This is a genomic window from Anabaena sp. AL93 (genome assembly GCF_001672085.1).
GTDB lineage: Bacteria > Cyanobacteriota > Cyanobacteriia > Cyanobacteriales > Nostocaceae > Dolichospermum > Dolichospermum heterosporum.
In genome coordinates this window covers 24,578-49,460 of record NZ_LJOU01000036.1, presented here as the reverse complement: position 1 = coordinate 49,460, position 24,883 = coordinate 24,578, and the positions used below count along the sequence as shown (strand labels likewise).

The window sequence follows — 24,883 nt, the reverse complement described above, 5'->3', positions numbered from 1 at the left end:
GTTGGGGAGGTAGAGGAGGTAGGGGAGGTAGAGGAGGTAGGGGCGCAGGGCCTGCGCCCTTTCTCAGCAAGTCAGAAGGAAGAATTAGAGTGACGCAAGAATAATATTAAATCTGGGCGTTGCTGATTAAGGGTATGAATTTTAGTCTCACGCAAAGGCGCAAAGACGCAAAGGTAAGAGTTTCAAAGATTCAATTTGGGAATTTCATACCTCGATTCAGCAACGCCAAATCTGAAAATTTTTGGGTTTTTCTAGGATTTTATGAAGTAATTTATGCCTTCTACCGACATTGTTTCGATAATATCAGCCGCTTTTTTTAAACCACCGCTGTTTTTTAAAGTATGTGATATCCGATTCGTGGCTTCTTGATAAGTAGAATCAGCAAGTAAACTATTAATTTTTCTCGTTACTTCATTACTATCAAATTTTTGTTTGTTTAACCTTAAAGCAACTCCAATATCTACAAGACGAGCCGCATTATAATGTTGATCTCCAAAAAAAGGTAGAGCTAATATTGGTTTAGAAAAATACAAAGATTCGTTAATACTATTCATACCACAATGACTCACAAAAAGTACAACGTTGGCATGGGAAAGAACTGCTTGTTGAGGAACAAAATTTTCGATACGAAAAGAATCTGGCAAATTAGAAATATGATGATGTTGGTTTGCTGGTAATGACCATAAAACTTTTAATTTAGTATTTTTCAACCCCGTTAATAAGGCTTGAAACTGCCATTTTTCAATATTTACAAGCGTACCAAAAGCAACATATATAATGCCATTTGTTCCTTGTTTATCGTCTAACCATTGACTTAAAGAAGAACTAAGAGATGGAGGTGTTTTCGGAAAAATTGGCCCTACCATTTGTACCCAAGAAGGTAATTCTCTAGAAATTTCAATGCCAAAAGATGTCCCGACTATGATTAAATTTTTATCGTAAAGATTATTTAACTTTTTATTATTAGTATAACTTTGGCGCACTTGATTCTGTTTATTGGTATTAATTATAACATCAGGTAGGGATAAAATTGGACTGAGAAAATTAAGACAGCGTTCCCATAAGTTCATGTTCATAGAATAAGATGTCCCAAACTGTGGATCTTTGCTACTTTTTTTGACAAAATTGCCTAAAAATCTAGTTTGAATAACATAAGGTATATTCATTTGTTGGGCTAAATCCATTGCTGGAATCACAGCCCGATCAATAATTAATAGATCAGGATGATATTTTTCAAAAATAGGAATTAAACTTTTATACATGGGAAAATATAACTTGATAAAGTGTTGCCACATCATATTTTCACCACGTAAATTGTTTTTCTCTTGAGAAACATTTCCCCAGAAATTTTCTGGTTGATTATCATTGTTATTTTCTGTTTCAGTTAGCCTGATTTCCCAAGGAATAAATTCAGCACCAGTTGTAGCTATCCAGTTCTTGGCAACTTCAGAAATAACAAATTTAACTGGATATCCTCGTTCAACTAGTTCTTGGGCGATCGCTATCATTTGATTGGTGTGTCCCCTTAATGGTAGGGAAACAAACATGATATTTTTTTTCATTGTTTTTAACTAATACACTTCAGTAAGTTGGCGTTAAAAATTGTCGTTATGGTAAGGGAACAGGGAACAGATAAGAACCTAAAGTTTCAGAATTTAAAGCTAAGTTAAAAAGGGATGTTTTGAAAAGATGCGTAGCACGAAGTATACAGCATCCTTGCTTACATCTCACTATCAGTAAGGGTGGGTTTATCCTGACTCCTGCTGTAAATCTTGAAGGTTAAAAATAGGCGAACCAAGCGTTATAATATGCGAGTTATACCTAATTTCAGGGAACTTTTGTTCAACTTCAAAAATGTCTAGTATAAATTTTGACCCTAAGCCTACAATCTCGATTATTCTATCTACTTACAATCGAGCAGAATACTTAAATGATTGCATAAACAGTGTACTTCAACAAACTTTTCAGGATTTTGAATTAATTGTAGTTGATGATGGTAGCCAAGATCATACTTTTGAAATTGTCAATGATTACTTACGAAAATTTAATCATATCCGTTATCTTAAACATCAGAATCGGAAATTAGCTTATGCCAGAAATGCGGGTATTCAAGCATCTTTTGGCGACTATATCACATTTCTTGACAGTGACGATACCTATAAACCCAATCATCTACAGTCACGGTGGGAATTTATGCAAGCTAATCCAGAGATTGATTTGATTGTAGGTGGATTTGAAATTGCAGAAGAATTTTTTGTTGCTGATTATTTCCAACCTGATCAGGTAATTAGCATTAGAGAGTGTATTGCGGGGGGAACATTTTTTGGAGAAAGACGCATATTTTTTGAATTAAAGGGATTTAATAATATTGCTTACGGAGAGGACGTTGATTTATGGGAGCGGGCTGAAAAAACTTTCAAGACTCAGAAAATTAAAGAGCCAGAAACCTATGTTTATACTAGAGCAGAAGATAGTATCACCAAAGTTTTTCTAGATGAAATTTCCTCTGCCAATTAACATATCTACTATCTGAATTTTGAAGTGAGATTGACAAGCCAATGGCAGGATTTACCAATGATTGCAGTTAGAGGTTTAAGTTGATTTTTTCGGCGTTGCTGATTAAGGGTATGAATTTTAGTCTCACGCAAAGGCGCAAAGACGCACTGAGGTTTGAGTTTTAAAGGTTCAATTTGGGAATTTCATACCTCAATTTAGCAACGCCATTTTTTCAATTGCATCTATAAAATATTTTAGATATTTCTATTTTAAAGAAAGTTATTTTTAGATGCAATTAATTAATCAGATTTGTAAATTGTCGTCAATTATCTAGTCTGTTTATGTAAGTTGTAAATTGACTATTTTTGGAGATTGGATAGTATTTGTGTGAATTGTGGGAGAATATGTTAGAATTATAGCAAAATATGACAACTATTCAAAGTTAATTTGACATAATTTTGTCTTTTGTCAAGTTGAAGCCTAAAATCTACATTTTTTTGGAGTTTTCGAGTTTATGACAACCTCACAGGAGAGGATTATCCCGACGGATTTGCGAGGTGAAATGTCGCGGTCTTATCTAGAATACGCCATGAGCGTCATTGTAGGTCGGGCGCTGCCAGATGCTAGGGATGGACTCAAACCTGTGCATCGTCGCATCCTCTATGCCATGCACGAACTGGGTTTACTACATGATCGCCCCTTCAGGAAATGCGCCCGTGTGGTCGGGGAAGTGCTGGGTAAATATCACCCTCACGGTGACACGGCAGTGTATGATGCCCTGGTGCGGATGGCGCAGGATTTTTCCATGCGATCGCCTCTCATCAGTGGACATGGTAACTTTGGTTCAGTGGACAATGATCCGCCGGCAGCAATGCGGTACACAGAATGTCGTCTGCACGCCTTAACCAGTGTTGCCCTCCTCCAAGATATTGAAGCCGAAACCGTAGACTTTGCCGATAACTTCGATGGTTCTCAACAAGAACCCACAGTTTTACCCTCCCGCATTCCCCAACTGCTGTTAAATGGTTCTTCGGGAATTGCTGTGGGAATGGCGACAAATATTCCCCCACATAACTTGGGAGAATTGATTGATGGATTAGTAGCCCTAATTCACAATCCCGAAATCACTGATATGCAGCTAATGCAGTATATTCACGGTCCCGACTTCCCGACCGGGGCGCAGATTTTGGGGGTGAGTGGCATTAAAGAAGCTTACACCACTGGACGCGGTTCAATTACCATGCGGGGTGTGGCTAATATTGAAACCCTTACCCAACGCAACCGTCCAGAACGGGAAGCAATCATCATTACCGAATTGCCTTACCAAACCAATAAAGCGGCATTAATCGAAAAAATTGCCGAATTGGTGAATGATAAACGCATTGATGGTATTTCCGATATCCGGGACGAGAGCGATCGCGACGGCATGAGAATTGTCATAGAATTAAAACGTGATGCCTATCCCCGCGTCGTTTTAAACAATCTTTATAAACAAACCCCTTTACAGTCTAACTTTGGGGCAAATATGTTGGCACTAGTCAAGAGTGAACCCCAAACCCTGAACCTCAAACGTTTCCTCAGCGTCTTCCTAGATTTCCGCATTCTCTCCATTGAACGCCGGACTCGCTATGAACTAAGGAAGGCACAGGAACGAGATCACCTATTGCAAGGTTTATTAATTGCCCTGTCACGATTAGATGCAATTATTGTTTTAATTCGTCATGCACCGGACGCACCCACAGCCAAAGGGGAATTAATCACCACTTACGGACTGTCGGAAGTGCAAGCAGACGCAATTTTGCAAATGCAACTCCGCCGATTAACAGCCTTAGAAGCTGATAAAATTCGCCTCGAACACGACGATTTACAAGTTAAAATTAGGGATTTAGAGGATATTTTAGCCAGACGGGAACGGGTGCTAGAAATCATTGAAACGGAAATCAGTCAAATTAAAACTAGCTTTGCCACACCCCGGAGGACAGTAATTACTCATGGGGAAGGAGATATAGATGATATTGACTTAATTGCTAATGAAAAAGCAATTATTCTTGTCACCGAACAAGGTTACATCAAACGGATGCCCGTTAACACCTTTGAATCTCAAAGCCGTGCCACCAGAGGCAAAGCCGGTGCGAAAGTCAAAGATGATGATACCATCGAGCATTTCCTCACCTGCTGCGACCATGATAGTATTTTATTCTTTAGCGATCGCGGAGTCGTCTACTGCCTGAGAGCATATCAAATTCCCGTGAGTTCGCGCACCAGTCGCGGCACACCCATTGTGCAAATGTTGCCCATTCCCAAAGAAGAAAAAATTACCTCCATTGTCCCCGTAGACGAATTTAGCAGCGAAGAATATCTCGTCATGCTCACCAAAGGCGGTAACATCAAAAAAACCGTCCTAGAAGCATTTAGCCATATTCGCGCCAACGGATTAATTGCCATATCCTTAGAAGAAGGCGACCAACTGCGCTGGGTCAGAAGAGCCAGAGTAGAAGACAGCATAATTATCGGCTCACGTCAAGGTATGGCCATTCACTTCCGCTGCACCCATGATCAACTGCGTCCCCTGGGGAGAGCCACTCGTGGTGTAAAATCCATGAAACTCAAAAACAAAGACGAACTCATCGGCATGGATATCCTGCCAGCAGCTATTCTCGACACCTTGGACACAGGTACAGAAGCAGAAATCGAAGAAACTGTAGAAATCGAAAATAGCGAAGAAACCGCAGAAATTGTAGAAACCGCAGAAATTGCCGAAATCGAAAATAGCGAAGAAATCGTAGAAGTCACCAACACCAACAGTATTGGACCCTGGGTATTAGTCATTACCATGGGCGGTTATGGTAAGCGCGTTCCTGTTTCCCAATTCCGACTGCAAAACCGTGCTGGACAAGGTTTAATGGCTACCAAATTCAAAAACCGCAAAACCAAAGACAAACTCGCCACCTTAAGAATTGTTAACAGCGACGACGAAATCATGATGGCCACCAATCGTGGTATTATTATTCGTCAAGCCGTCAATGCCATTTCTATTCAATCAAGATCAGCTACTGGAGTTAAAGTGCAGCGTCTAGACGAAGATGATGCCATTACTGGAGTTGCAATTGTTCCCCCCGACACAGGAGATACAGGAGAACTAGAAGAAGCAGAATAGACAATTAACAATTAACAAGATCCCCGACTTCTCTAAGAAGTCGGGGATCTGAATCTTTATAGTATAGCCCGGATTTCTCACCAAAATCCTCAAACCCTTATAAAATCTGGATTATGGGTTTTCACACTGCATCAAAAACAACCTCGTGAAAAATGACCGAAACCGTTGCTCTATAAGGATTATATAGATTGCGATTGCATTGTTTGTGAGAAATGCGGGATAGCTCTTAAATTTGTGAATTATTAATCGTTTGGTTTCATACATTCAATGGCAACAGCATCAATAAACCTACTTTGATCTTCCACATCAGCAAATACAGGATCTCTTGAATCATTAAAATCAGCCTTACGAATTTGTATAAAGCCAGCTTTTGATAATTCATGTTTTAGAGATTTGTAGTCCCACATCCAAAGATGATTGCTATTTGCCAAGAATGATCTGATTAACCCTTGATACCCTTTTGGTCTGCTCTCAACTCCCAATATGGTAGACCTCAAAAAATCTATTGATGCCGTTTCACTTTCAGAGAAAAGATAATTTTTTGCTGCTATTTCCAGATCAGGTACAATACATCTAAATACTCCAGAAGGTTTGAGAATTTTAATTGTATTTTCAAGAGCGATCACAAAATCTTCTAAAGACAAGTGTTCTAGTACATGACTTGCATAAACCCCTGAGCAAGAGTTTGGTTCTATTGGCAATCCCTTAACTATATCTCCGTATCGAATATTTTCGGGAAATCTTGAGCGAACAATTTTACCTTCTATACTTTTAGTACCTGCGTAAAATCTACCTAATACAGGTAATCTCTCAAGCCAAAGATTTGGAGAAGCATCAAAGTTAATCCAAGAATCTGGCGAGGAAAGACCGCATCCATACTGAACATAGTTACTCTTCATACTGATATAATTGTAAATTTTACACAAAAGCTTAAAAAACGACTTTGTTTAATTTATCATTTTTTTGAAGATGCTGAAACTGAGACAGAAAAAGACTACTATACTTGGAATTTTTTATGTTTTATCCTTCACCAGTGGCATACTCATGGGAGTAACCGTAGCCCCTATTGGTGCATGGTTTCTAGCCTGGATTGCCCTTGTTCCCTTGTGGTTATTAGTTATTAAATATACATCTAAAACAGATCCCCCTGCCCCCCGCCCCAGGTTCCTGAGCGAAGTCGAAGGGCTGCCCCTTGCCCTGCTTTGGGGTATCGGTTATCACGGAGTCGCCTTGTCATGGATTACAGGGATTCATCCTATGGATTGGTTAGGTGTCCCTTGGTTGCCAAGTTTAACTATTACCCTCCTTTGTTGGGCATTTATTAGCCTGTGGGGAGGAATATTAGTTACTGTTTGGGCGGCTTTAATGGTGCGTCTAGATAGGGGAAATCCTTGGTTGCGTGTTCTATTTGGTACAGCCTTATGGTGTGGGTTAGAAAGTCTCTGGAGCGCTAGTCCTCTGTGGTGGAGTTCTTTGGCTTACACTCAATCACCGCAAAATCTGGTAATTCTCCATTTAGGACAGCTTTCTGGACCAAATACTATAACAGCGGTAATTGTGGCGTTTAATGGGTTAATTGCGGAATATCTCACGCAAAGGCGCAAAGGCGCAAAGGAAGAGGGGAGTTTAGGGAAAGGTTTTGTTAATGGTTATTTAATTTTGGCTGTTTCCTTATTAATTATTTCTCATTTTATCGGCTTTATTCTCTACACTGCACCCCTAAATCTAACCTCAAGTACGGCTTTAAAAATTGGTGTTATTCAAGGTAATATTCCTAATAAAATTAAGGTTCTTCCTCAAGGTTTACGTCGGGCGATTACTGGTTATACTGAAGGATATTTAAATTTAACTAATCAAGGTGTGCAAGCTGTTCTTACCCCGGAGGCTTCTATACCTATTTTTTCTCGTGATTTACCTCAAACTCCTTTGTTAGCTGCTATTCGAGAAAAGGGTGTAATAGCTTGGATAGGTGCATTTGGTGAAAGAGGAAATAGTTATACAAATAGTTTATTTACAGTTCTTGGTAATGGGGAAGTTACCAGCCGTTATGATAAATCTAAACTTGTACCATTAGGAGAATATATTCCTTTTGAAAATATTTTAGGTGGACTGATTCAACGGTTATCACCTCTAGAAGCACATCAAGTTGCGGGTAAAGCCCAGCAAATTTTTGATACTCCTTTTGGTAAGGTAATTGTTGGTATTTGTTACGAATCTGCTTTTGCGGAAAATTTTCGTTATCAAGCTTCTATGGGTGGGAAATTTATTCTCAGTTCGTCGAATGATGCCCATTATACGGCAGCAATGGCAGATCAACATCATGCCCAGGATATCATGCGGGCAATTGAAACTGATAGATGGGCGGTGAGGGCAACAAATACAGGCTATTCGGCATTTATTAATCCCCATGGGCAAACTCTCTGGAAATCGGCTTATAATACCTATCAAACCCACGCAGAAACTATTTATCCCCGTCAAACTCAGACTTTATATGTGCGTTGGGGTGATTGGTTAACTCCTTTATTGTTGGTTCTGAGTGCTTTGAGTCGGATATTCCAAAGCCTTGTACTTTTTTGTGATAAAAATCCGCGAAACCCTTATTACAGCAAATTGTCATCAAACCCGGAACAAGAACCCCGCCCCCAACCCCCTCCCCGCAAGCGATGAGGGGGCTAAGATGTACCTCATAAGATTGGAAATCGCTGTAATAAGGGACTTCCAAGAAATAAATTATCCTGATTAACGAACCACGGAGGCGCAGAGGACACAGAGGAATAAGGGTTTGAGGGATTTTTGCGTTAGGTGGTTTATCGGTTGTCAAGAGATTGCTTCCTTTCACTCGCAATGACAACTCATGCAGCACAGGTTTATTAGAGACTTCCAATCAAAAAAATATCCCAAAATTTCTTGTGGTGCGGGCATACTATGGCTAACGCCACGCTACGCTATCGACAAGCTCAGTACAAGTCTTACCCGCTAATCATCAAGGACGGGCAAGGATGCCCATCCCACAAAATTGGATCATTTTTTTTGTGGAGTTCTCTAAATGGTTTAGCTTTACTCAGCCTGCCCTATTTATGAGAAAATCCTAGACAAAACAATCTGAGTTATGTCCGCAATTTCCCAGATTTACCACCTCTTCAAGCAACGGGAGACATTCACCTGTAGCAATCATCATCAATAAATCCCCTTTTTCTCAGACATAAATATAGAAATTATGTCCTAACTTTTAGATCAAACCACTTGATTTTCTGAAATTAATTCGTAAAAATACAAATAAGTCTAACATCTTGTAGGCTCTCTTGGTGACAACTTAACCTTATCCAATATCTAGAGTCCGCTTGCGCGGACTTTTTTATTTATCTGGATATTTTTTACATTTTTATCTCAGTTTTTAACTTTTCAATTTGTTGATTAAAGTATGATTCTTGATGTTTAAGTTGTTGTGCTATTGCTAATCCCTTCTGAAATGCTGTTAATGCTTGGTTATATTCTCGCCGTTCTATATATAAGTTGCCAATTTGGTCATAGGCTGACATTAAACCATAAAAATTGTGAGCTAATGTTTGTGTTTCCAAAAGAATTGCGCCAGTTTGCAAGGCTGCATCTACTTGTTTTTGTGACCGATAAAAAGCAACTAATTTCTCTAGTGCTTCTCCAGCCCTAGCGTATTGCTCTAATTGCCATGCTGTAGTATAAGCTGCTTGATAATTATCGAAAGCCTGTTGTTTTAATGTGGGATTTTTTTGGGCTAGATATTCATAATTTGCTGCTATGGCTAATTTTAAAGCGGGAATTTCACCGAGATTTTGATCACGAGTATAAAGAAGGACTAATTTATTTAATATATCTATTGCTGATTGGGGTTGTTTTCCTCGCCCATAGATATAAGCTAATTGTTGTAAATATCCCAATTCATTAGTTTTATCACCCTGATTAACTGCCAAATTTAATAGTTTTTGGTAAGTATTGGCAGCTTGGTTATAATCAAACCAACTTAAATATAATTCTCCAATATTCTTTAAAGTCTCTATTTCTCCCACTGAATCTTTTTGTTGTTTAACTAAGATTAAAACCTGTTCATAAGCCAATATTCCCAATTTAGGAAGACGGATTTTTTGATAAGCTTTACCCAGGAGTTGCCATAATTGTAAATCCGCGCTTTTTTGTTGTCCTATCTCCTTTTGAATTACTTGTAATCGCTGACTAATATATCGCACCTCGTCCCGTTCATTTTGATTCCAGGCGATTTCTCCCACCCCTGATAACGCTTCTATCTCAGCCAATGTACCTAAATAACGTCTTAATCGTAGTTCACGATTCCAAACCTCAAAGGCTTTCTTTCTGTCTCCTCCTTGTAGTGTCACCTGTGCCTCTTGATTTAACCCATCTAAATCTGTCCTTAATTTTTGCAATTCTGTTAATGTTAATTGGCGTTTATCTGGTAAATTTGGTAACAGTGGATCAGGTAAAATCATTTCTAGGGGATTGGGAGGAAACTTATCCATATTTTCAACTTTTTTTTCCTGGGCAAGGGTGCTAAAAATACACAAATGCCACACAATAATAGTGGTAATGATGAAAATAAAACGCTGTAGCATGGTGAGTTTACCTTTATTACACTAATTAAACGCAGCATTGCAGGTTATGAGATGACTTAATTTAGGTTATAAGCAAATATCAAGCTTTTCAAGTATTCTGATTTACTAACTTTTTATTTATTTCTTCTTCTTCTTCCTGTTATTCAGCCTTATTCCTCCTGACTACTGACTCCTTTCTTAATTAATATGAGTAAAATAATTCCGGCAATTAGTGTGAAAAACTTTAGTTTTTACTACAGCAAGCAAAAAATCCTGGAAAGTCTGTCAATGGATATTCCCCAAAATAAAATTATTGCTATTATGGGACCTAGTGGCTGTGGGAAATCTACTTTTTTAAAGTCTCTCAACCGCATGAGCGATTTGGAGGGAGAAGTCCACACAGAAGGGAAAGTAGAGTTTTTTGGGCAAAATATTTATGAGAGACGGATTAATCTCAATCGTCTCCGTCGTCAAATTAGTACAATTTATTCCAAACCTAATCTTTTTCCCATGAGTATCTATGATAACGTTGCTTACGGGATTAAATTAGTTGGTTGGCGACCAAAACCAGAATTAGATGAAGTTGTGGAGTTAGCTCTTAAATCTGCGGATATTTGGGAAGAGGTCAAAAACAAGCTCTATAAGCCGGCTTTAGAACTATCTTGTGGTCAACAACAACGACTGTGTATTGCCCGCGCTTTGGCTGTAAAACCCCAAGTTATTCTCATGGATGAGCTTTGCAGTGGACTTGATCCCATCACTACCACAAAAATTGAAGAACTCATTGAGTGTTTGCGTTCTGAATTGACAATTATCTTTATCTCTCAAAACATCCAACAAGTCTCTCGTCTGGCTGATTTCACGGCTTTATTTCAATACAATCAGAATCATGTGGGACGATTAAGAGAGTTTGCATCAACAAAAAAAGTCTTAGCTCAAGCTACAGATTATCGTACCCGCGATTATGCGACCAGTTATTCCCGGTAACTATACCAGGAGTCAGGAAGAAGAAAATTATTTACCAATTACCAATTCCCTGTTCCCTGTTCCCCGTTCCCTGTTCCCTATTTTAAAAATGAACGCAGCAGGAAAAAACTAGCAATGGATTTAGCATCTACAGGTTCTCCTACCAAAATGGCTTTTTCCAATTCTTCAGGAGTTAGTAATACTGTCTCAATATCTTCGTCTTCGTCTTGTGCTGGTGGTGTTTCTAGCTTTTCTAAATCTCTGGCAATAAAAGCATAGATAATTTCATCAGAATAGCCAGGAGCAAGGAAAAATTCTCCTAATTTATCCCACTGACGAGCATGATAGCCAGTTTCTTCTGCAATTTCCCGTTTGACTGTTTCTAAAGGATCTTCATTGGGTTCTACAGTTCCCGCCGGAAATTCCAATAATCTTCCCTGCACTGCAAACCGATATTGACGCACAAGTACCAGTTTACCGTCTGCGGTTATGGGTATAACCAGAGCGCCACCGGGATGACGAATACATTCCCATTCCCCTTCGGCTTTGTTGGGTAAACGCAAGCGGTTAACTTCAAAGTTAAACTTGCGTCCTTTATAAAACAAGCGTTGCTTGAGCAACTGTGGTAATTCTCTACCTAATGGCATAGTAAATTCTACCGTCTGTGAATACAGAGAACTTATACGGGGGTTTTCTGTTGTTATCAGTTCTTTTTGGGTTATAAAAATGGTAATTTTTTTACCCACTACAATAAATGTACATCATTTGTGTTGATCTCTAGTAGTAAATCTTGAATTACTCGTTGAGATATAGGGTCTATCCAATCTGGAGCAATTTCTGCCAGAGGGACTAAAACAAAGGCTCGTTCAGCCATGCGAGGATGGGGAATTTGTAGATTTGGTTGCTGTAAAATTAAGTCATCATATAATAATAAGTCTAAATCTAAGGTACGTGGACCCCAGTGTTCCTGACGCACACGCCCAAACTTTTGTTCAATGGTGAGTAATTGTGCTAATAAGGCTTGTGGTGAAATCTGCACTGATAATATCGCGCAACCATTTAAGTAGTCTGGTTGAGTTGGTCCTATGGCTTTGGTACGATACCAATGAGATTGGGCCTGTATGGTTATGCCTGATGTTTGGGCTAAGGTTTCTAAAGCTCCTGTGAAAATGGCTAGGGAGTTGCCTATGTTACTACCAAGGGCGATCGCCGTTCTAGCCGCAGTTTGTACCATTCTTTAAGACTCCTACACACCTGGGTTTTTTGAATGTGGGATGTGATGTCCACAATAAGTGCAGAAATCACACACCTACAGTTCAAATATCATCAGGATTGATACCTAATGATCTTAAGTAAGTTGCTAATTTCTCCTTTTGTTGTCGTTCTTGTTCAGCCATTTCCTCTGCTTGTTGTTGGGCTAAAGTTGCTTGTTGGGCAATTTCCTCTGCTTGTTGTTGGGCTAAAGTTGCTTGTTGTCTTGCGTCTTCTGCTTGTAAACGAGCTTGTCTTTCAACAATAGCCCTTTCATCACCAGTTAATAGCAAATTTCCCACATCATCCCACCAACGAACCCACGGTAAACCATCATTTTCTATTAAACCTAATTCCACACCCATAGGATAAATTGGAAAATGATTACGCTCGTTTGGTTGCATCTTTTCATAACGCCCATCAACTAAGCGATAAACTTCCAGTAATGCTTTTCTCGCTTCAAAAATTGCATAAAAAGGAATATGAATTGCTTGTTCATAAACCCAGAATTTACCAGCTTTTTCTGTTTCACTCGGAGGAGTTGCGTCTCTTTCTTCTGAACCATTTCCCGAAACAAACTCAATGGCAATTAATGGTGCGACAAACTCTTTCCATAATACATAGGAACGACGATATTCTCCATTGAGAAATGGTGGTACATTAGGCACATAAAACCAATCAGGAGCTTCTGCACCTTTTTCAGGTGGTTCAGTTAAACGCCAATAAATACCGCTATCTTGACCAATACAGTAGTTTCCATCTGGATGTAGTTTCTGTAATACTGGCTCAATGGAACTGGTTAAGACTATACTTTGTGGATGCTCCTGGAAATTTTTCACGAAAGTTCCGTCTGAATCTGGTAGTTGCGTATGATCTGGTAATGTGAATTTATTGGTGTGAATGTCTTGACTTGGGGGAGTAGTGGGATTAATCACTGCTTGAGTGGTTTCCATAGTAACTCCAGGATGTAAGTAGGTTGGCGTTAAAAATTGTCGTTATGGCAAGAGGCAATAGACACTCATGCAAGAGTGAAGAAGTTTTGAGCGATTTTACCTTTCTTCACATACCCTTAATTTTTTCTGTTGACCTAATCATATTGGTTTAATTTTAACAGTAGACACTAAAAAGTTGAAGTGTTTGAATCAGATAATTAAATTTAGCTTGATCATAGACAATCACAAGGGATTCCTAGGTCGCGCTTCGCTATCGCATTTTTTTGGGTCAAATTTGAGTGCTTGTTGCCAAGATGCGATCGCTTCTCTCCATTCTCCCTGCAATGCCGATAATTTCCCCGCTAAGGCATGAAAGTCTGCATGACTATAATACAAAGCTAAAGCTTGATTGTTGTGCATTGCTGCTTCTGGATAACGCTTTTTTGAAAACAGATCCAGGGCTTGTCTGTGATACCAGATAGCTTGGTCATGGAGAGTAATCAAGTCGGATAAATCGGCTTTACAGCGTCTACAAGATGGAGAGTGGGGAGGTAAGGAAGATGTCTGGCTGTCAGTTTCTCCCCCTTGCGTCCCTACTGCCCTTGTCGGACGATAAATTGCTCCACAAACAGGACATTTCATAATTACTACTCTCTATTTCCTATTCATCATTCGTACTAGCGTAGTACAGAAAATCTGAGAGTTCTTCTTGTAACTGGGATAATTCTGCACTCTTGTTAGCACTGGCATTTTCAATCTGGGCTAATAAGTCTTGTAATTCCTCTGCTTGTTCAGAATCTAGTGTGGGCAGTGTTTGTTGAGCGCGGTCTAAAAGTGTTGCTAATTCTGGAGCTATTTCTACTACTGAGATTGTCTCTTCTGTGGAGATTTCGATAGTTTCATCAACTTCAAACAAGGCATCTAAATCTGCCCTTGCTTGCTTCAATTCATGGCTAGAAAGCTTCTCAATCCCTGCATTATTGACTACTAGCGTTCCCTGTTGCCCTTTGCCTTTTTCAGTAGTAGTGACAGTGAGAATACCATTCACGTCAAAGTCAAAGTGAACCTCAACTTGAATACCCCCTGCTGGTTTGGGTGGTAAGTTCTCGACTCTAAAATCACCTAAAGGCACATTTTCTTCAGCGATCGTATTTTCTCCCTGAAAAACTTCAATTTCTACGGCTTCTTGTTCATCAGACACGGTGTAATAAACCTGAGAGCGAGAAACGGGAACAACGCTGTTACGGGGAATAATCACACTGAAGAAACCGGGCATAATCCCCATTGGTGTAGACACCGCCGCAGCAATACCCAAGGAATGGGGAATTACATCTACAAGAATGGCATCTACAGATTCACCTACCAACACCCCAGCTTGTAAGGCTGCTCCCAAGGCCACACAAAGGTCGGGTTGAATACCATCACTGGGATTCTGTCCCAGATGTTCTGAAATCATTTGTTGGGCTAGGGGAATGCGTGTCGAACCACCAACTAAGATAATTCGGTCAATATCACCGGGTAATAGGTCTGCATCGGTGAGAGCGCGATCAATAGCCTCTAAGGTTTCTGTTAATAGGGGGCGAATCAACTTTTCCAAATCTGCTCGCGCTACTTCTGTTTCTAGATGGAGTGCAGTCTTGCCCTTACTACCTAAAAAGGCTTCTCGAACTGTGGCGAAAGCATGGGAACTCAAATCAATTTTTAACTGCTCGGCTGCTCGTAAAAGACGCGCTTGGGTGACAGCATCATCTGGAACATCCACACCATGCTGTTTACGAAATAGATCCACTAGATAGAGTTGCAACAGCCTGTCGAAATCGTCCCCACCCAAGCGATTGTTACCATGAGTTGCTAATACTTCTGTGACTTCGCCTGTAATTTCCACTACCGACACATCAAAAGTACCACCTCCCAAGTCATAAACCAAAACCCGTTCTGTCTCTTCGGAACGCAAATCATAAGCTAAAGCGGCTGCTGTTGGTTCGTTGATAATTTGCAGTACCTCGAAACCAGCAATCTCTCCAGCGGTTTTGGTTGCTTGGCGTTGAGCATCCGTAAAGTAAGCGGGAACTGTAATTACTGCTTGGGTAATTGTTTCTCCTAAAGCATTTTCAGCCCGTTGTTTGAGGGCGCGGAGAATAATAGCGGAAACTTCATGAGGTAAGTATTCTTTATCTCCTAAAGTGGTTTTGTGGTCAGTTCCCATCCACCGTTTAATTGACTTCACGGTGCGTTCGGGAGCCGCAGCATATTGACGCAGTGCTTCTCGTCCCACTAGCACTTTACCCGTATCGCTAAATCCTACACAGGAAGGTAAAATCAGATCGCCATCTTCCCCTGGCAATACCCGCACCTGTCCGTTTTCGACAATTGCTACTTCGGAATTTGTTGTTCCTAAATCAATACCGACTGCTTTCATAGTTCTAAATTTAGAAGTTTTTGCCTCTGGTGCGATGCCTACGGCGAGCGAAGCTATTGCACAAGCTCACACCGTAGTAATTACAAAATATCGTATTTTGGCAGCATGACAGCTTCACCATTAGAGATAAGATTACAAGATATTGACCAAATAATTCATAAAATAAGGGAACAGGGAACAGGGAGCAAATAAGAAACTTTAGTTCTGAGTTTAAAGCTCAGTCAAAAAAAGGATGTTTTTTTCGTGCTACGCATCTCAAAAAACAGTGTCATTATTTCAATCTCATGTTTTTAAACATGAGTTTTTCCTGCGATGCACTGAGCTTGTCGAAGTGTTCCCTGTTGCCCGTTCCCTGTTCCCTCTGAAAATTCTTGTCTGTCAGGGCAATGCGTCGGGTTGCGCTGTCGCTTAACCCGACCTACAAAAAATGGACAAGGTATTGATTTTGAGACACCATTAGCCAAAACCTGGCATTTTTTTGTGGTAAAAATCCGCGAAACCCTTTGTTAATAGATGGTTTTAGGTTTATATGGCTAACGCCACGCTACGCTATCAGCAAGCCCTAATTATTAACTGACAATAAACCGGGGGGAGGAGTAATTTCAACTCGACGGGTTGCTAGATCAACAATAGGGACAATTGCCATCACAAAAGGAATTAAAACTGTTTTTTGTTCTTTATCAGTTTTAAATTCTTCATGGTTAGTGACAAAATCAGGATCAAATTTAACTTCTAATAAATCATGACCTGAAGGTAAGATGTCCACCACCGTTCCTACAAATTCCCCAGAGGATTGCATAAAGACTTGCAACCCTAGCAAATCTAACACATGAAATTCACCTTCTGCCAATTCCGGGCGATCGCTCACAGGCACGAAAAACCGACAATCACGCATATTTTCAGCTTGATGGCGATCGCTCACTCCCTTTAATTTAATCACATAAAGATTCTTATTCTCAATATATCGCCCATTTAATAACTCCACAGTTTCAAGTTCCGTTTCCCCAGGACGTAACAACCAGCGTTTTCCCGGTTCTTCAAAGCGTTCAGGAAAATCCGTATTAGGATAAACCCGCAACTCCCCAGTTAAACCTTGAGGTGAGACAATTTTGCCAATTTCCAACCAATCATCAAGATTGGGGACTGGAGAGTTTTTAACTTTTCCCCCTACTCCCGGTTCTTTGCTCCCCTGCTTCTTTTTCGCGTCTTCGTGGTTCATTAATTAGTTAATTGCTCACTTTGTCTCCATTTTACCACTTCACGTTTGTAGATTAGGTTAAATAAGCTGTTACGCAGCTAAATTTAATATTTTGCAGCCTAGAGTCCTTGTAGTAAGGCTTTTAGGCAAAAAAAGCAAATGCGTAACAGCTTAACACTAATTTTTTAAGTAGGTGAACACAATAAAACCAATCTGTGTAAAGAAAAGTAAAATCGCCCAAACCCTCTTCACTCTTGCATGAGTGCTTCTTGCCTCTTGCCTTGCGATAACAACAATTTTTAATGCTAACCTACTTAGTTCTCTGTTCCCTCTCTCAATGAGTGAATTTAATTTTGTTTAGACTATTTGTAATATAAAATACAGGGACTGCGTAAAAAAATCTTAATTGTTAAATTATTTGAAAATTCGACGTAATATCACTGACAATATAATAGTATGCGAACTGAAAATTTATGATCATCCAAAAAAAATGAAACTTTTCACTTCTGCCAAACGCGTGTTTTTACATTCAATCGTGTTATTATTCGCGTTCTGTAGTTTGCTGTTAAACGTGCCTACCGCTCTTGCTGCTTCAGTATATACCGCTCCTGTACTATATGCTGCTGCAACTGCGCCAGCCCCCACTCAAACCGTTGCAGACATTGACGAACTAATTGCATATTATAGAGACCAAAAAAACGGTATTTCTCAAAACACCGAACTATCAATAGAGCAAAAAAAAGAACAGTTGAAAAACATTAATTCCGAAATTAATGCTCTGATTCAAGATAAGAAAGCTTTACTAGCTAAACAGTAATAATACAACATACCCCCGCTATGTCAATCTAACGACTATAGCGGGGGTATGTTGTATTTTAACAATATTGTTGAAGATAATCAACATTTTTTGCGTTTTCGTGGTTCATTATCTCTTACACACTCACAGCCGCAACTTGATAAACCCGTTCAGCAACTTCCGCTAAACGCTGCATACCGATAGTAATTTCCTCATCACTACCAGTTAAACTGATTCGCAGACATTGGTGTTTGTGTTCCCAGTCCTCCTTTAAACCAGGGAAGAAACTACTACCAGGAACAACAATCACACCCACTTTCTTTAATTCCTGGTAAAATTCCCAATCAGTCATGGGTAAATCCTGCAACCACAACCAGCCAAAAATCGCCCCTTCACCACGATGTAAGAACCAGGGTATATTCTTAGGCATTGCTGCTTCTAGGGTACTTTCTAAGACATCAAACTTTTGCTGATAGAAAGGACGAATCACATTTTCCGCGATATTTGCTAATGTACCTGATTCTATCGCTCTTGCTGCGATCGCTTGACCATATCGAGAAGAATGAATTCCCACATTAGTTTGGAAACATTCCAAAACTTGAATTAGGTTTTCATCTCCAATGGCTACCCCAATCCGTTCTCCAGGCAAACCTGCTTTTGATAAACTCATACAGTGGAGAATATTTTCCCCAAATACCGGAGTCATTTCTGTAAAATTCAAAGCTGGGAAAGGAGGTGCATAAGCCGAGTCTATTAACACAGGTACATGATGCGGTGCTGCTAAATCCGTGATTTTATTCACTTCATCATTAGTTAAAACATTACCTGTTGGATTACAGGGACGGGAAAAGATCACACAACCAGTATTCTCTGTAATCGAGAGTTGGTTAAAATCAGGGCGATATTTAAATCTGTGTGCGGCTGCATCAATATCTAGAGTAGGCTTATAAGCAACCAAAGCCTCTGGAAATAAACAAACACCACCGTAACCAGTATAATCTGGACTTAAGGGCAGGACAATTTCCTTCAAACCGCCATTTTCAGTATAGCCACCAAAAGCGTTAGCGGCATAAAAATAGATAGTTTGACTACCCGCAGTGATTAAAATATTCCGCTCAGTTAAACTTAACCCATAACGCTGGTTAAAGTCCTTGACAATCGCCTCAATTAATGGTGAATAACCTTGACTTGAACCATAACGACAAACAACTTCACCATATTCAGAACTAGCTAATAAATCTGCCGTACAATCCCGCCATAACTGTTCTACCTCTGGTAAAATCAACGGATTGCCAGCACTCAAATTATATAATTCCTGTCCCTTACTAGCTCTGAGGGTTTCGTTAATATCTTTCATAATCGCTCTTACGCCAGTTAAGTTGGACATTTGAGCGCCAATTTTCGTAAGGGCAGGTTTTATCATGTTTGTTACAGACTGAATTAATCGCAAAAGTGGATAAATTAAAAGGTAGTTGCAGCTAAGACAAAATTTATTATAGTTGCCAAAACAGCCACTGCCTTTAACTAATTTAAACCAGTGAATGCGATTTTAACAAAATCTGGTAGTTAATAAAGCCCCACTTGTGAAAGTGGGGGGTTTCTCATGTAATAGGTACTAATGTACTATACAGAGAATAATTTGACAAGTAATTAAAAATTCTCCTCTGTAGCGACTCTGCGCCTCTGCGTGAGATAAAATTACGTAAATTCCCAAAGGAGAACCAAATGGAAGTCAAAGCAGCAGTAGCTTACACCCCAGGTAAACCCCTGACAATTGAAACCGTGCAATTAGCGCCACCACAAGCAGGGGAAGTATTAATTGAGATTAAAGCCAGTGGGGTTTGTCATACTGATGCTTTTACCCTTTCCGGTGATGATCCTGAAGGCTTATTTCCGGCAATTTTAGGACATGAAGGCGCTGGTATAGTTGTCGAAGTGGGCGCTGATGTCAAAAGTCTTAAACCTGGAGATCATGTAATTCCTTTATACACGCCCGAATGTCGGCAATGTGATTATTGCTTAAGCTTCAAAACCAATCTCTGTCAAGCAATTCGCGGCACACAAGGACAGGGTTTAATGCCTGATGGTACTAGCCGTTTTAGTATTGGTGGCGACAGGATTCACCATTATATGGGTACATCCACCTTCGCTAATTATACGGTATTGCCAGAAATCGCCGTTGCCAAAATTCGGGAAGATGCCCCTTTCGATAAAGTTTGTTATATCGGTTGTGGTGTGACAACAGGAATTGGTGCAGTTATATATACAGCTAAAGTAGAACCAGGCGCAAACGTGGTAGTTTTCGGTTTGGGTGGAATTGGTTTAAATGTGATCCAAGGAGCGCGAATGGTGGGCGCAAATAAGATTATTGGTGTGGATATTAATCCCAAAAAACGCGAACTAGCTGAAAAATTTGGGATGACACATTTTGTCAATCCTCAAGAAGTTGCAGGTGATTTAGTTCCTTATTTAGTAGATTTAACAAAAGGTGGTGCTGATTATTCCTTTGAATGTATTGGTAACGTTAATACCATGCGTCAAGCATTAGAATGTTGTCATAAAGGTTGGGGTGTGAGTGTGATTATTGGTGTGGCTGGTGCGGGTAAAGAAATCAGCACTCGTCCCTTTCAATTAGTAACTGGAAGAGTTTGGAAAGGTTCGGCTTTTGGTGGTGCAAGAGGGCGGACAGATGTACCGAAAATAGTAGATTGGTATATGGATGGAAAGATTAATATTGATGATTTAATTACTCATGTGATGCCGATTGAAAGGATTAATGATGCTTTTGATTTGATGCATAGGGGGGAATCTATTCGGAGTGTGGTGACTTTTTAGGTTTTATGGCTCACGCAAAGGCGCAAAGGCGCAAAGGAAGAAAGAAGTTATAATTAATCCAAGGTTACTAGGTTTTAATTATGCAGACACAAAAGGCGAAAGAATCCGCTGTAAACCTGAATGATCATCTTTATGAAACTGATTTTTACGCCTGGACTCAACAACAGGCTAATTTATTACTTTATCAGCAATGGCATCAAGTTGATTTAGATAATTTAATTGACGAAGTTGAATCTTTGGGGAGAAAGGAACGCCAAGAATTGAGAAATCGTCTGAGTGTTTTAATTGGACATTTACTCAAGTGGGAATATCAATCATTAAAACGGAGTCGAGCGTTGCTGAATAAAGTATGAAATTGGAAAATTTAACCTTTGCAACCTTAATTCTTTGCGCCTTTGCGCCTTTGCGTGAGACATATTCATAAGAATACTCGGTAAGTGGGAAACTCACTGGCTTTAGCCCTGAGAGGGAAACGACACGAGCGGTTTTAACCGCTGTGGATATTAAAATTGAAACCAGATTTTTGATTGGAATCTGGAAACCAACTCCCATTTCTGGGGTAATGTTAGCCTCGACCTGTTATAAGAGCTTGTTAGGCTTGCAACACTGTTCCAGTGACCTTAGAACTGTTTAATCACAAGCGACAGAGCAGGGAACTGGCTACGCATTCGGTGGGTGTCGTGACTCAAATAACGGCTACCCTTAGACTAAGCTTAGGGTGGTCTGGTCAGTACGGCTTGCTTGATTACTCTTGCAAGCCCAGTCCCTTTAGGGCTGGGTTACTGACTCTCCCAACTTTTCAAACAACTTCGCTAACATCACATTAGAAAATATAAAACCATCGGGATCGCTAAAACGCAACCTATCCCCAACAATCTTCACCCAACCCTGAGCAAAGTATGGTTGTAAACAGCTTTGAATTCTCTCAACTTGATGGTTGCCAAAGTTTGTTGCTAAGGAATTTAAACTGATTCCTTCGGCTAACCGTAACCCTAACATGAGAGTTTCTAACAAAACATCTGCCTTTGGTGTGACTTCACAATCAATCACAGCACCGTTTTTTAACCATTGGTAATATTCCTGGGTTTTGCGGGGACGGGTGAAGCGTTTACCATAAATATAGCTGGCTGCACCCATACCAAAGCCATAATAGGGGCGATTTTGCCAATAAACTCGATTATGCTGGCATTGATGTCCTGGTTGGGCATAATTGGAAATTTCGTAATGTTCGTACCCGGCATCAGTTAAGGTTTTTTGCCCCAATTGATACATTTTGACTGTGGTTTCATCTGTGGGTAAGGGATGATCTCCCGGTTTGTAATAACGATTGAAGGCTGTTCCTGGTTCAATGGTCAGGTCATAGATGGAAATGTGAGTTGGTGTGGCTGCTACTGCTTGGGTTAGGGAATTTTGCCATTGTTCTAAAGATTGATGCGGTAAGCCAGAAATCAAGTCTAAGCTAAATTCGGGAATCTCGACCTTGTGAATTAACTCTATAGCTGTAAATATATCTACAAGGGAATGCGATCGCCCAGCAGTTTTTAACAATTCTTCTTGGAAAGCTTGGACACCCAAACTAACACGATTTACTCCTAAACTGCGATAACCAGCGATATGTGCGAAATCAAACGTCCCTGGGTCAATTTCCATGGAGATCTCTACCTTAGAGGCAATGCCAAATCGCTGTTCTAAGGTTGTCAATATAGATTGCAACTGTGCTGTAGATAATAACGAAGGAGTACCACCACCAAAAAAAATTGTTTCTAAAGGTTGACCATAAATTGGCGCAATTCTGATTTCCTGACATAAAACTTCAACATATTCGGCAATTGTCCCAGAATTTTCACCCCGTGAGCGATCGCCCACTACAAATACCGGAAAATCGCAATAAAAACATCGTCGCCGACAAAAGGGAATATGTACATAAGCAGAACTGGGAATCCCCCAACCAACGTCTTTTTGAATCATTCTGATCAATAGTGAAGTTAATTTGATTTGACTGTTAAAAATAATGAAAATGAGGAGTTGGTTTACAACTTTTTATCCTTTTTCCCTAAAAATAAAAATAATATGCGATAAAAACCCTTTAGTTATAATGTTGGCATATTCTGTCTGCCTAAACAGCTAAGATCATTCCATCACTAAAAAGGACTCAAACAAGCATACTTTACTCTATCGAATAAATATCGTTGTAGGAACACAACACAACCATGCTGGATGTCATTATTATTCTCTCATTTATCTTGGCAGCGGCGGGGATAGGTTATTTCAGCACCGACCTACTCCCACCAGGTACTCTCACTGGAGTTACCAATTTAGATGCCTTACGCTTAATTCTAGCCGTCTTTGCTGCCATTATTGGTGGTGCAGTCGGGGTGAGTTTCCAGACTACATACCGCCGTCTAGAGTCACAAGTCCGGGAAATGCCCCTAGAAGTCATCTTAACCCGTGCTATTGGCTTAGTAATTGGGCTACTACTTGCCAATCTGATGTTAGCCCCGCTATTTTTATTACCCATTCCCACAGATTTTGGTTTTATTAAACCTCTTGTCGCCGTTGTTGGTAGTATTATCCTCTCTGTTACAGGGATGAATTTGGCAGATACTCACGGACGAGGTTTGTTAAGATTAATTAACCCCAGTACTGTCGAAAGCATGGTTGTGGAAGGAACTCTCAAACCTGCCAACACCAAAGTTTTAGATACTAGCTGTATTATAGACGGACGGATTGAAACATTACTAGAAACGGGATTTCTAGAAGGGTTAATTCTTGTCCCCCAATTTGTTTTACAAGAATTACAACAAGTAGCTGATGCTAGTAAAGACCAAAAACGGGTGAGAGGAAGAAGAGGACTAGAAATTCTTAACCGCATTCGAGAAACTTACCCAGAACGGATTTTAATTAACCCTGTAGACTATGAAGACACTTCTACTGTTGATGCTAAATTAGTCCGTTTTGCTCAAGAAATCAATGGCACATTACTTACCAATGATTACAATTTATCTAAAGTCGCCAGTGTACAAAAAGTCCCAGTTTTGAATGTTCACGATTTAGTAAATGCCGTCCGTCCGACCTATTTACCGGGTGATAATCTTGATTTGAAAATTCTCAAAGAAGGAAAAGAACCAACTCAAGGAATTGGCTATTTAGATGATGGCACAATGGTAGTAGTTGAAGAAGGTAGAGGTTATGTCGGTGGTGAATTGCGAGTAGTAGTTACCAGTGCTTTACAAACTTCTGCTGGAAGGATGATTTTTGCCAAACCCCAAGCTTCCGCATTAGCCTAAGGAATATGGCACGGAAAATTAGAGTTAAATTATGTAAATCGGTGTGGGAAAACTGCACCGATTTTGTTGATTAAGCTGAATGCTTGTATTTGGCTGATCAATCTCAAACAGGGTATTGTTATCTAATTAATATTAGAATACGAATAGTAGTTGGTAAATAAATTTAGATATGAAGACCATCTTATCAAGTGAAAAAGCATTTATTATTCGGACTGAGCGAGGACTCACAATTGCGGGAACGCGCATCACCCTTTATGATGTAATAGATTTGATCAAGGCTCAGTATCCTCCGAAGTTAATTCGAGATAAATTCAATCTCACAGATGAACAAATTAGTGCAGCTTTATCTTACATTGACACAAATCATACTCAGGTAGAAGCTGAATATCAAGAAGTTCTACAAACTAGAGAAGAAATTTATCAATACTGGGAAGAACGTAACCGCGAACACTTTGCAAAAATGGCAGCAAAACCACAAAAGCCCGAAAAACAGGCTCTTTGGGCGAAACTTGAGGAGCAGAAAGCCCAACGTACCTCAATAAAGCCATGATATTTTTAGTGGATTACAATCTTGATGGATACGCTGTAGTTTTGCTGGGAATCTTGGCGAAAAACGGTTGGCTTGAGTTACTATCTATTCGTTTTGTCACATTTCGAGAAGCGGATTTATCAATGGATAGTAATGACCGCGCAGTTTGGTGTTATGCTCAAGCAAATCAAATGATGATCCTCACCGCTAATCGGAATATGAAAGGTGAGGATTCATTAGAACAAGTAATGCGTGAAGAAAATACACCAACTTCATTTCCTGTGATTACAATTGGGAATCTTGATCGCATTGACGAATATGATTATCGAGAACAATGTGTTGATCGTATAGTTGAGATTATCATAGATATTGATAATTATTTGGGAGTAGGTCGGCTTTTCATTCCATAAACATCATAAAACAGTCTCATTATTGCT

At 39.8% G+C, this 24,883-nt stretch carries 20 protein-coding genes and 1 pseudogene; 10 read left to right on the top strand and 11 right to left on the bottom strand.

Annotated elements, in window-relative coordinates; all coding sequences use genetic code 11:
• Window positions 1–251: 251 nt before the first annotated feature.
• Window positions 252–1,562 carry a glycosyltransferase gene (locus AN486_RS11405; RefSeq protein WP_290600711.1) on the bottom strand — a complete coding sequence of 437 codons (1,311 nt, stop codon included), beginning with the start codon at window positions 1,560–1,562 and terminating at the stop codon, window positions 252–254.
• Window positions 1,563–1,854: 292 nt separating this feature from the next.
• On the opposite strand from AN486_RS11405, the gene AN486_RS11400 reads away from it, so the two are divergent.
• Both AN486_RS11400 and gyrA read left to right on the top strand, forming a co-directional pair.
• Entirely contained in the window at window positions 1,855–2,517 is a 663-nt protein-coding gene (locus AN486_RS11400) for a glycosyltransferase family A protein (protein WP_290600710.1), read from the top strand.
• A 493-nt stretch (window positions 2,518–3,010) separates the two neighbouring features.
• A complete protein-coding gene (gene gyrA, locus AN486_RS11395; protein ID WP_290600708.1) occupies window positions 3,011–5,653 on the top strand; it encodes a DNA topoisomerase (ATP-hydrolyzing) subunit A in 2,643 nt (880 codons plus the stop codon).
• Between the two features lie 242 nt (window positions 5,654–5,895).
• On the opposite strand, the gene AN486_RS11390 is transcribed toward gyrA, so the two are convergent.
• Window positions 5,896–6,552 carry a methyltransferase domain-containing protein gene (locus AN486_RS11390; RefSeq protein WP_290600706.1) on the bottom strand — a complete coding sequence of 219 codons (657 nt, stop codon included), beginning with the start codon at window positions 6,550–6,552 and terminating at the stop codon, window positions 5,896–5,898.
• Between the two features lie 70 nt (window positions 6,553–6,622).
• Between AN486_RS11390 and lnt the strand changes: the two genes are divergently transcribed.
• Window positions 6,623–8,320, top strand: coding sequence for an apolipoprotein N-acyltransferase (lnt, locus tag AN486_RS11385; protein ID WP_290600704.1), 1,698 nt, complete (start codon window positions 6,623–6,625; stop codon window positions 8,318–8,320).
• Between the two features lie 707 nt (window positions 8,321–9,027).
• Here lnt and AN486_RS11380 read toward each other — a convergent pair.
• The gene (locus AN486_RS11380) at window positions 9,028–10,254 is read right to left on the bottom strand and encodes a hypothetical protein (protein ID WP_290600703.1); all 1,227 of its coding nucleotides are present in this window, start codon (window positions 10,252–10,254) and stop codon (window positions 9,028–9,030) included.
• 186 nt (window positions 10,255–10,440) lie between these two features.
• Between AN486_RS11380 and AN486_RS11375 the strand changes: the two genes are divergently transcribed.
• Complete coding sequence (locus tag AN486_RS11375; protein WP_053537734.1) at window positions 10,441–11,220, top strand: phosphate ABC transporter ATP-binding protein; 780 nt, start codon at window positions 10,441–10,443, stop codon at window positions 11,218–11,220.
• Between the two features lie 77 nt (window positions 11,221–11,297).
• Here AN486_RS11375 and AN486_RS11370 read toward each other — a convergent pair whose 3' ends face one another.
• The 6 genes from AN486_RS11370 to rimM all read right to left on the bottom strand — a co-directional run bounded on the left by AN486_RS11370 (window position 11,298) and on the right by rimM (window position 17,020).
• On the bottom strand, window positions 11,298–11,846 hold the full coding sequence (locus AN486_RS11370) for an NUDIX hydrolase (protein WP_027403682.1): 549 nt from the start codon (window positions 11,844–11,846) through the stop codon (window positions 11,298–11,300).
• Window positions 11,847–11,944: 98 nt separating this feature from the next.
• A complete protein-coding gene (gene folK / locus AN486_RS11365) occupies window positions 11,945–12,433 on the bottom strand; it encodes a 2-amino-4-hydroxy-6-hydroxymethyldihydropteridine diphosphokinase (RefSeq protein ID WP_290600702.1) in 489 nt (162 codons plus the stop codon).
• 82 nt (window positions 12,434–12,515) lie between these two features.
• Window positions 12,516–13,403: a Uma2 family endonuclease gene (locus tag AN486_RS11360; protein ID WP_290600701.1), complete on the bottom strand. Its 888-nt coding sequence runs from the start codon at window positions 13,401–13,403 to the stop codon at window positions 12,516–12,518.
• Between the two features lie 222 nt (window positions 13,404–13,625).
• The gene (locus AN486_RS11355) at window positions 13,626–14,024 is read right to left on the bottom strand and encodes a lipopolysaccharide assembly protein LapB (RefSeq protein WP_190382367.1); all 399 of its coding nucleotides are present in this window, start codon (window positions 14,022–14,024) and stop codon (window positions 13,626–13,628) included.
• 19 nt (window positions 14,025–14,043) lie between these two features.
• On the bottom strand, window positions 14,044–15,801 hold the full coding sequence (locus tag AN486_RS11350) for an Hsp70 family protein (RefSeq protein WP_290600700.1): 1,758 nt from the start codon (window positions 15,799–15,801) through the stop codon (window positions 14,044–14,046).
• 562 nt (window positions 15,802–16,363) lie between these two features.
• Window positions 16,364–17,020 (bottom strand): ribosome maturation factor RimM, encoded by a 657-nt coding sequence (gene rimM / locus AN486_RS11345; RefSeq protein ID WP_168635384.1) that lies wholly within the window; start codon window positions 17,018–17,020, stop codon window positions 16,364–16,366.
• Between the two features lie 469 nt (window positions 17,021–17,489).
• On the opposite strand from rimM, the gene AN486_RS11340 reads away from it, so the two are divergent.
• Complete coding sequence (locus AN486_RS11340) at window positions 17,490–17,816, top strand: hypothetical protein (protein WP_205748418.1); 327 nt, start codon at window positions 17,490–17,492, stop codon at window positions 17,814–17,816.
• A gap of 115 nt (window positions 17,817–17,931) precedes the next feature.
• Here the strand turns inward: AN486_RS11340 and AN486_RS11335 are convergent, their stop codons facing one another.
• Window positions 17,932–19,215 (bottom strand): valine--pyruvate transaminase, encoded by a 1,284-nt coding sequence (locus tag AN486_RS11335; RefSeq protein WP_290600712.1) that lies wholly within the window; start codon window positions 19,213–19,215, stop codon window positions 17,932–17,934.
• A gap of 305 nt (window positions 19,216–19,520) precedes the next feature.
• Between AN486_RS11335 and AN486_RS11330 the strand changes: the two genes are divergently transcribed.
• A complete protein-coding gene (locus AN486_RS11330; protein ID WP_290600699.1) occupies window positions 19,521–20,630 on the top strand; it encodes an S-(hydroxymethyl)glutathione dehydrogenase/class III alcohol dehydrogenase in 1,110 nt (369 codons plus the stop codon).
• 80 nt (window positions 20,631–20,710) lie between these two features.
• Window positions 20,711–20,965, top strand: a pseudogene (locus AN486_RS11325) (DUF29 domain-containing protein); the annotation flags it as partial.
• A 433-nt stretch (window positions 20,966–21,398) separates the two neighbouring features.
• Here the strand turns inward: AN486_RS11325 and hemW are convergent.
• A complete protein-coding gene (gene hemW, locus AN486_RS11320) occupies window positions 21,399–22,598 on the bottom strand; it encodes a radical SAM family heme chaperone HemW (RefSeq protein WP_290600698.1) in 1,200 nt (399 codons plus the stop codon).
• 242 nt (window positions 22,599–22,840) lie between these two features.
• On the opposite strand from hemW, the gene AN486_RS11315 reads away from it, so the two are divergent.
• From AN486_RS11315 to AN486_RS11305, 3 genes are all read left to right on the top strand, one after another.
• Window positions 22,841–23,917, top strand: coding sequence for a PIN/TRAM domain-containing protein (locus AN486_RS11315; RefSeq protein ID WP_053537741.1), 1,077 nt, complete (start codon window positions 22,841–22,843; stop codon window positions 23,915–23,917).
• A 169-nt stretch (window positions 23,918–24,086) separates the two neighbouring features.
• The gene (locus tag AN486_RS11310) at window positions 24,087–24,467 is read left to right on the top strand and encodes a DUF433 domain-containing protein (RefSeq protein WP_039201952.1); all 381 of its coding nucleotides are present in this window, start codon (window positions 24,087–24,089) and stop codon (window positions 24,465–24,467) included.
• Window positions 24,464–24,856, top strand: coding sequence for a DUF5615 family PIN-like protein (locus tag AN486_RS11305; protein ID WP_039201951.1), 393 nt, complete (start codon window positions 24,464–24,466; stop codon window positions 24,854–24,856). The genes AN486_RS11310 and AN486_RS11305 overlap by 4 nt, the downstream gene beginning before the upstream one ends.
• Window positions 24,857–24,883 lie beyond the last annotated feature (27 nt).

What these genes read in the sequence shown, in the direction of transcription:
- AN486_RS11310 (WP_039201952.1), top strand. Translation starts at nt 24,087, where the DNA reads ATGAAGACCATCTTATCAAGTGAAAAAGCATTTATTATTCGGACTGAG.
- AN486_RS11370 (WP_027403682.1), bottom strand. Translation starts at nt 11,846, where the DNA reads ATGCCATTAGGTAGAGAATTACCACAGTTGCTCAAGCAACGCTTGTTT.
- lnt (WP_290600704.1), top strand. Translation starts at nt 6,623, where the DNA reads ATGCTGAAACTGAGACAGAAAAAGACTACTATACTTGGAATTTTTTAT.
- AN486_RS11405 (WP_290600711.1), bottom strand. Translation starts at nt 1,562, where the DNA reads ATGAAAAAAAATATCATGTTTGTTTCCCTACCATTAAGGGGACACACC.
- AN486_RS11330 (WP_290600699.1), top strand. Translation starts at nt 19,521, where the DNA reads ATGGAAGTCAAAGCAGCAGTAGCTTACACCCCAGGTAAACCCCTGACA.
- gyrA (WP_290600708.1), top strand. Translation starts at nt 3,011, where the DNA reads ATGACAACCTCACAGGAGAGGATTATCCCGACGGATTTGCGAGGTGAA.
- AN486_RS11400 (WP_290600710.1), top strand. Translation starts at nt 1,855, where the DNA reads ATGTCTAGTATAAATTTTGACCCTAAGCCTACAATCTCGATTATTCTA.
- AN486_RS11375 (WP_053537734.1), top strand. Translation starts at nt 10,441, where the DNA reads ATGAGTAAAATAATTCCGGCAATTAGTGTGAAAAACTTTAGTTTTTAC.
- folK (WP_290600702.1), bottom strand. Translation starts at nt 12,433, where the DNA reads ATGGTACAAACTGCGGCTAGAACGGCGATCGCCCTTGGTAGTAACATA.
- AN486_RS11305 (WP_039201951.1), top strand. Translation starts at nt 24,464, where the DNA reads ATGATATTTTTAGTGGATTACAATCTTGATGGATACGCTGTAGTTTTG.
- rimM (WP_168635384.1), bottom strand. Translation starts at nt 17,020, where the DNA reads ATGAACCACGAAGACGCGAAAAAGAAGCAGGGGAGCAAAGAACCGGGA.
- AN486_RS11340 (WP_205748418.1), top strand. Translation starts at nt 17,490, where the DNA reads ATGAAACTTTTCACTTCTGCCAAACGCGTGTTTTTACATTCAATCGTG.
- AN486_RS11390 (WP_290600706.1), bottom strand. Translation starts at nt 6,552, where the DNA reads ATGAAGAGTAACTATGTTCAGTATGGATGCGGTCTTTCCTCGCCAGAT.
- hemW (WP_290600698.1), bottom strand. Translation starts at nt 22,598, where the DNA reads ATGATTCAAAAAGACGTTGGTTGGGGGATTCCCAGTTCTGCTTATGTA.
- AN486_RS11350 (WP_290600700.1), bottom strand. Translation starts at nt 15,801, where the DNA reads ATGAAAGCAGTCGGTATTGATTTAGGAACAACAAATTCCGAAGTAGCA.
- AN486_RS11355 (WP_190382367.1), bottom strand. Translation starts at nt 14,024, where the DNA reads ATGAAATGTCCTGTTTGTGGAGCAATTTATCGTCCGACAAGGGCAGTA.
- AN486_RS11315 (WP_053537741.1), top strand. Translation starts at nt 22,841, where the DNA reads ATGCTGGATGTCATTATTATTCTCTCATTTATCTTGGCAGCGGCGGGG.
- AN486_RS11360 (WP_290600701.1), bottom strand. Translation starts at nt 13,403, where the DNA reads ATGGAAACCACTCAAGCAGTGATTAATCCCACTACTCCCCCAAGTCAA.
- AN486_RS11380 (WP_290600703.1), bottom strand. Translation starts at nt 10,254, where the DNA reads ATGCTACAGCGTTTTATTTTCATCATTACCACTATTATTGTGTGGCAT.